This is a genomic window from Thiohalocapsa sp. (genome assembly GCF_019695415.1).
Classification (GTDB): domain Bacteria; phylum Pseudomonadota; class Gammaproteobacteria; order Chromatiales; family Chromatiaceae; genus Thiohalocapsa.
Map to the genome: position 1 here is coordinate 1 of NZ_JAIFKJ010000200.1, position 6,062 is coordinate 6,062.

The 6,062-nt window shown below is 65.5% G+C and carries 6 protein-coding genes; 4 read left to right on the top strand and 2 right to left on the bottom strand.

The window, feature by feature from the left end:
- The first annotated feature begins 674 nt into the window (after positions 1-674).
- From I6U14_RS05685 to I6U14_RS05695, 3 genes are all read left to right on the top strand, one after another.
- Positions 675-1,460: a DNA-formamidopyrimidine glycosylase family protein gene (locus I6U14_RS05685; protein ID WP_296897598.1), complete on the top strand. Its 786-nt coding sequence runs from the start codon at positions 675-677 to the stop codon at positions 1,458-1,460.
- An 85-nt stretch (positions 1,461-1,545) separates the two neighbouring features.
- Positions 1,546-1,959, top strand: a complete 414-nt coding sequence (locus tag I6U14_RS05690; RefSeq protein ID WP_296897599.1) for a DUF4149 domain-containing protein — start codon at positions 1,546-1,548, stop codon at positions 1,957-1,959.
- Positions 1,960-2,074: 115 nt separating this feature from the next.
- Positions 2,075-3,007, top strand: coding sequence for a DMT family transporter (locus tag I6U14_RS05695; protein ID WP_296897600.1), 933 nt, complete (start codon positions 2,075-2,077; stop codon positions 3,005-3,007).
- On the opposite strand, the gene I6U14_RS05700 is transcribed toward I6U14_RS05695, so the two are convergent.
- Complete coding sequence (locus I6U14_RS05700; protein WP_296897601.1) at positions 2,988-3,542, bottom strand: hypothetical protein; 555 nt, start codon at positions 3,540-3,542, stop codon at positions 2,988-2,990. The two genes, I6U14_RS05695 and I6U14_RS05700, sit on opposite strands and share 20 nt — an antisense overlap.
- A 259-nt stretch (positions 3,543-3,801) precedes the next feature.
- Between I6U14_RS05700 and I6U14_RS05705 the strand changes: the two genes are divergently transcribed.
- Positions 3,802-4,857 (top strand): Sfum_1244 family protein, encoded by a 1,056-nt coding sequence (locus I6U14_RS05705; protein WP_296897603.1) that lies wholly within the window; start codon positions 3,802-3,804, stop codon positions 4,855-4,857.
- A 167-nt stretch (positions 4,858-5,024) separates the two neighbouring features.
- On the opposite strand, the gene I6U14_RS05710 is transcribed toward I6U14_RS05705, so the two are convergent.
- Positions 5,025-6,062: vitamin B12 dependent-methionine synthase activation domain-containing protein (locus tag I6U14_RS05710; RefSeq protein WP_296897605.1), on the bottom strand; the 1,038-nt coding region annotated here is incomplete at its 5' end.

A 6,062-nucleotide genomic window follows, 5' to 3' on the forward strand; every position in this document is an offset into this window, starting at 1 on the left:
TGCTGTGACGAAAGGTCGGGTTATGAACGGTACGCCCGCAACACGGCCTGCGAGCCATCTGGTAACGCCCAGGTAGGGGCTCCGGAGGGGGCAGGGGGGCGTTGTCGGTATCCGTTGGGCTGTGGCGGGGGGCGCTGGGGTTGCGTTTCAGCCCAGACCCATAGCGAAAACATAACACACTTCGCCCGCGGCGTCCCCACCCACTGTACATTGGCTGTGATTTGCGACAGTTCGGCGCATTACGGGCCTTTTTCAACCAAGATTCCCTTTACCGTTCCCCGCCGACCCCGGGTCCTTCTGCTGGGCGGTGATGGTCCGCACCAGACACCGAGGATGGTGGCCGGGAGGAGGCCATCCCTACCGTCCAGGCTTGGCTTTCACCGTCGCAAAATGGAGGTTTTCGATGTCCGACATTGGCGAAACTTTCCGCCTCAGGGGTACTCCAAAGCCGCGAGCTTCGTTGAAGCTCTCTGACTCCTTGTCGTGTTCCCCCGCCCTCGGGCGGGGTTTTTTTTGCGGCTTTCGGTGCAGTGCAACCAGAAACACTGCAGCGGTGATGCAGCGTCAAGCCTGAGATCCACTGTCGATGCCCTCGCCAGATGCGACACAGGCAATTATGCTCGCCGCGCAGGCCCTTTCGCCTAGTGGCTGGGTGCGCGACACAGTGCCGAACGATGCCTGAAGGCGACACGATCTATAAAATCGCCGCGTATTTGGATGCAGAGTTGCGCGGCCGCGCAATCACCGCGGTGCGCGTGCATCCGGCCTTCGGTCCTGGTGCGGGCGCCAGCCGTGTCCTGCGTGTGTCGAGCGAAGGCAAGCATTTGTTCGTGACCTTCGACGACGGCACGGAACTCCGCAGCCACCTCGGCATGTACGGCGCGTGGCACACCTATCCACCGGGCGCCGCTTGGCGCAAGCCGAGCAAGCAGGCGTCGGTCGTCATCAGCACAGGTACCCGCGACTATGTGTGTTTCAATGCGAAGGCGGTGCAGTGGCTGCGGCGTCGCGGCTTCCGGCGCTCCGATCAGGGTGCGCGCCTCGGCGGTGATCTGATCCGGGACGGAGTGGCGCCCGAGGAGCTGCTGCAACGTATCGGGACCTTTTCCACGCCGCAGACGCCGCTGGTGGATGTCCTTCTGGACCAGCGTATCGCCGCTGGCATCGGCAACGTCTACAAGTCTGAAGTGCTGTTCCTTGAGCGGTGTGCGCCGCTGCGCCAAGTCAAGACGCTGGATCGAGGCGCGCTATTGGGGCTCTATGAGCGGGCGGCGACCCTGCTCGCGGACAACGTCGGCGGCGGTCCGCGTACCACATGCGTGACCGCCGACGGTCGCGGCGGGCTCTGGGTCTACGGCCGTTACAACCTACCTTGCCGGCGCTGTGGCACGCCCGTTCGGCGCGCCAAGCTCGGCTCTCCGCCCCGCTCCACATACTGGTGCGGGGTGTGCCAGAGCTGAGGCCAGCGCTGAGAGGCAGCCCGCCGGCGGTCTCAGGATTCCCCCAGCGCGCGATCCTGCGCCGCGCAACACGAGGTGCTGCACAATGAGCTTCACACTGGGCTTCCATCTCCTCGCCGGCTTTGCGCTGGCCCTCGCCTTCGGCGGAATGACCTTCTTCTCGGCAGTCATGGCGCCGCTGGTCTTCACCAAGCTGCCCTTTGAAACAGCCGGCGGCTTTATCCGGCAGGTCTTCCCCTGGTACTACCTCAGCATCGGCAGTGTGTCCGTGGTCGCCGCCGCGGCGCTGGTGCTCGGCGCGGAGCCCGTTGCCGCACTTCTGACGGCGCTGGCCGCGGCGGGATTCTGGTATGCACGGCAGGTGCTGATGCCGCGCATCAACGCTGCCCGCGACGCCGGACGCGACGCCGCATTCAATCGGCTACACCGCTACAGCGTCATCATCAATGGCGCACAGTGGCTGCTGCTGGCAGCGGCACTCGTGCTGGTGTTGCTGTGATTGGTGTCCGAAGGCTTCAAACGTCTGCTGCTGGCGACTGCGTGGGCGCGCCGGCGTGAGGCAGGCACGCGGTGAGGTGCCGGCGGGCGCGCACCGCCACGGGCCAGCGGAGTGGATGAGCCTGATCGCCCTGACGATCATGTGGGGCTCGTCCTTCCTGTTCACGAAAGTGGCGGTGACCGCGCTGCCGGTGGCCTGGGTAGTACAGAGCAGGCTCGGCATCGGTGCGCTGGCGCTGATCCTGCTGGCCTGGCTGTTGGGTCGGGGCTTCCCGCAAGGTCGTCGGCTCTGGCTCTTTTTCGGCCTCATCGCCCTGGTGGGCAACCTGCTGCCATTCTCGCTCATCACTTGGGGGCAGCGTTTCATTGACAGCGGGCTCGCCGGCATCCTGATGGCCATCATGCCGCTCGCGACCCTCGGGCTGGCTCATGTCTTCGTGCCCGGTGAGCGGCTCACGGGCAATCGCGTGGCCGGGTTCCTCACCGGCTTTGCAGGCGTGGTGGTGTTGATCGGTCCGCAGGCGTTGCTTGCTATTGGCGGTGCGGACGGGCCGCTGCTGCCCATGCTGGCGGTGCTCGGCGGTGCCCTCTGCTACGGCACATCGGCCATTCTGGCGCGCCTGCGGCCGCCGAGCGACGCCCTGTCCACAGCGGCCGCCACCATCGGGCTTGCGGCAATGCTCTCGATGCCTGTGGGGGCGCTGGGTGGGCTCGGCGTCTCTGCCCCCAGTACGGATGGAGCGCTGTCGCCGCCTGTGCTCGGAGCCTTGGCCTTTCTCGGGCTGTTTTCGACAGCCACCGCCATGGTGGTCTACTTTCGGCTTATCCGCACCGCCGGACCGTCGTTTACGTCACAGCTCAATTATCTGATTCCGCTCTGGGCCGTGATCGTCGGCGTCGTCTTCCTCGGAGAGCAGCCGACGCTCGGCCACCTTGCCGGACTGGTACTCATTCTGGCGGGCATCCTGTGGTCGCGGCGCCCGCCGCCGCGCGCCGCGGCGAACGCCGCGTCCGCAGAGCAGTCCGGCGCTACTCGAACAGATCCCTGAAGGCCTTTGCGAAGCGCTTGTAGGCGTCCCAGCCATCCTTGTCCATCACTTGGTCGATGACCCAGCGGTTCTCGTCCTGCTCGCCCATGAGCTGCTGGATCTCGAAACCCAGGTGGCGCAGAAAGCTGTAGGACGGCCCCTCGTCATCCATATTCAGCTCTGCATACTCGCCCGAGCGCTCGTTCAGCCGCTGGATGAAGGGCGAGCCGTAGTCCGCAGGCCCCATCAGATCCTGACTGTTGTCCTGCACGTGCTCCACGGCCTTGCGTGCCATGGCGGTGACGAGCTCGCGGCGCTGGTCGTCGTCCAACATCTTGTGGGCGAGACGGTCGGCGATCTGGATCAGGAAGATGACGTACTCCTGGATCACCCGCATGCGCTGGGCGTCGTCTCGGTAGACGAAGCGCTCGCAGTGCAGCGTGATGGCCTTGTCGGTGGCAATCCGGAAGGCGATGAAGGCCAGCGCGCCGCCTACCTCGCCCAGCGAGCGCTCGACCTCCTCGTTCTGCCAGTGGCTCTTGATGCGCAGGGCCATGATGATGCTGACTCCCGGGTTTGGCTCTTTTGCAAGTCCGGGGAAGTGGGGGCGAGGCGTAGGTCCGCAAAGCGAGCTGACGGACAGCCTGCGCGCGCGCCTTCGCCGGAGACGATGCTTTCGGGCCGTTGCCGGCGACGGTCTTGAACTGCTACCGTTTTGCCAGACTATTTTACTCAGGAATTTCCTGCCGAGCGTGCGCACCACGGGCCTGCTGCCCGGCGGACGGCGTAGGTCGGAGGTCGTTGAGGTTGTCCTGATGAGCCCGAACCAGCTCGAATCCCTGACCGATGCAGTGCAGTACAACTGCCATGTCTCCGATGCGCGGCATGGCGGCGATTACTCGCTCTGTGTCTACCTCATGAAAATGCGCGAGTACTACCGGTGGGAGCAGAAGCTGCCCTATGGTGCCCCCCTCGGTAAGGATGCAGTCGGCGACTGGCTGCAGGCGCGCGAGCAGTTGTGGGAGGGTCTGGAGGATGCCGACCTGCGGCCAATCAGTATCCAGGGGCGGGATTTCGATCCGTTCGACGCGGACGGCATCAACGACTCTCTCGCGGCCGAAGGGCTGGTCTACAGCAGCGGCCTTGGTAATCGCGCGAAGCCGCATTTCTTCCTCGGCCGTTTGGAGCAGCGCGTAAGCCGCGGCGGCTACACCGTTTATGTGGCCGCAGGCGAGTATGCCCGGGATCTTGCAGCACCGCCGGCCATGACGCTGGGCAACACGATCTTTCTACGCCGGGAGTCCCTGCGCCGCATGCTCTGGGAGAAGCTGGAGAGTTGGCGCTGGAATCGACCAGACAATGCCCTCGGTCGAGCCTTCGCGTGCTACGACTTTGATGCGGACCTGGAGGGCTCGCTGGACGCCATGACCGATCGCGAGATCGATAACGCCCTACTGCACGAGCAGGGCGAATACGAGGCGGGCCGGCTGTTGGACGACGCCGCCTGGAACACGATGCTGGCGGATTTAGTCGGCACGCCGACGGAGTTGATCGCCCGCGCCGTGCGCGATCACCTCGCCGACGCGCTCGTGACACTGCCCAAGCTCGTCGAGCAGGCCGACCCGCCGGCGCTGCACTTCTACGTTGGCAACCTGAACAACATGCGCAAGCATCTGTTTCCGGGGCTCGCCGATGCTTACGACGCATGGCGCGAGCATGGCAGTACCGAGCCGTTGGGGCTTGTCGCAGAGGCCGGGCGCGAGCATTGGCTGCAGCTCGCACGCGAAATGCTGTCGCAGCACCGCGCCGGCGCGTGCGGCGCAGACTGCGCGGGTGCGCTGCGGGCGCTGGCGGAGGCTCGGCCGTTGTAGCTCGGCTATGGAAACGCCAGCCAATCGGCGTTTCCATGACCCGACGTACCCCTGTCGGAAGACGTTGCGGGCATCCGACTCACCGGAGGCGCGCGGCCCATATCTTTGCGTCTTGGCGCCGTTGCGCGAACCCCTATCCGCGCTCGGAGCCCGCGACTTGGCGGCCCTTACGGATCATAGCCCAACACCGGCGACAGCCAGCGCTCGGCCTGCTCCAGGCTCATGCCCTTGCGCGCGGCATAGTCTTCCACTTGGTCCTTCTGGATGCGGCCGATACCGAAGTAGCGCGAGCTCGGGTGCGAGAAGTACCAGCCGGAGACCGCCGCCGTCGGCAGCATGGCGAAGGACTCCGTCAGCGTGAGCCCAATGCGCTCATCGGGCTTCAGGATCTCCCAGAGCGTGCCCTTCTCGGTGTGGTCCGGGCAGGCGGGGTAGCCCGGCGCCGGGCGGATGCCGGTGTATTGCTCGGCGATGAGGGCGTCGTTGTCCAGCTGCTCGTCCGGCATATAGCGCCAGAGGTTGGTGCGCACGAGCTGGTGCAGGCGCTCGGCGAAGGCCTCGGCGAGGCGGTCCGCCAGCGCCTTCAGCATGATGGAGCTGTAGTCGTCGTGGTCCGCCTCGAAGCGTTCCACGTGATCGTCGATGCCGATGCCGGCGGTGACAGCGAAGGCGCCGATCCAGTCTCGCTTGCCGCTGTCGGCGGGCGCCAGGTAGTCCGCCAAGGAGATATTCGGCTGACCCTTGCCCGCCGCCCGGAACATCTGCTGGCGCAGCATGTGCAGCTCGAAGGCCTTCTCGCTGCGGGTCTCGTCGGTGTAGATGGCGATGTCGTCGTCGTTGACGCTGTTGGCCGGGAAGAAGCCACAGACGCAGGCGGCCTTGAGCCACTTCTCCTTGACGATCCGCTCCAGGAAGGGCACGGCGTCGTCGAAGAGCTTGCGCGCCTCTTCACCGACGATCTCGTCATCCAGGATGGCCGGGTACTTGCCGGCCAGCTCCCAGGCGTTAAAAAACGGTGACCAGTCGATAAAGTTCACCAGGTCGTCCAGCGGGTAGTCGTCGATGGTGGCGATGACGCCGTCGCCGACGCGCTCGAGCTGGATGTCGACCTTGGGTTCGCCTCGGAAGGCGAACCCTGGCGCTAGTATCGCAGGCCGCGGTGGGGTGTAAGCGGGCCAATCGATCGGCACCCGGTTGGCGCGGGG

What these genes read in the sequence shown, in the direction of transcription:
- I6U14_RS05690 (WP_296897599.1), top strand. Translation starts at nt 1,546, where the DNA reads ATGAGCTTCACACTGGGCTTCCATCTCCTCGCCGGCTTTGCGCTGGCC.
- I6U14_RS05705 (WP_296897603.1), top strand. Translation starts at nt 3,802, where the DNA reads ATGAGCCCGAACCAGCTCGAATCCCTGACCGATGCAGTGCAGTACAAC.
- I6U14_RS05695 (WP_296897600.1), top strand. Translation starts at nt 2,075, where the DNA reads ATGAGCCTGATCGCCCTGACGATCATGTGGGGCTCGTCCTTCCTGTTC.
- I6U14_RS05685 (WP_296897598.1), top strand. Translation starts at nt 675, where the DNA reads ATGCCTGAAGGCGACACGATCTATAAAATCGCCGCGTATTTGGATGCA.
- I6U14_RS05700 (WP_296897601.1), bottom strand. Translation starts at nt 3,542, where the DNA reads ATGGCCCTGCGCATCAAGAGCCACTGGCAGAACGAGGAGGTCGAGCGC.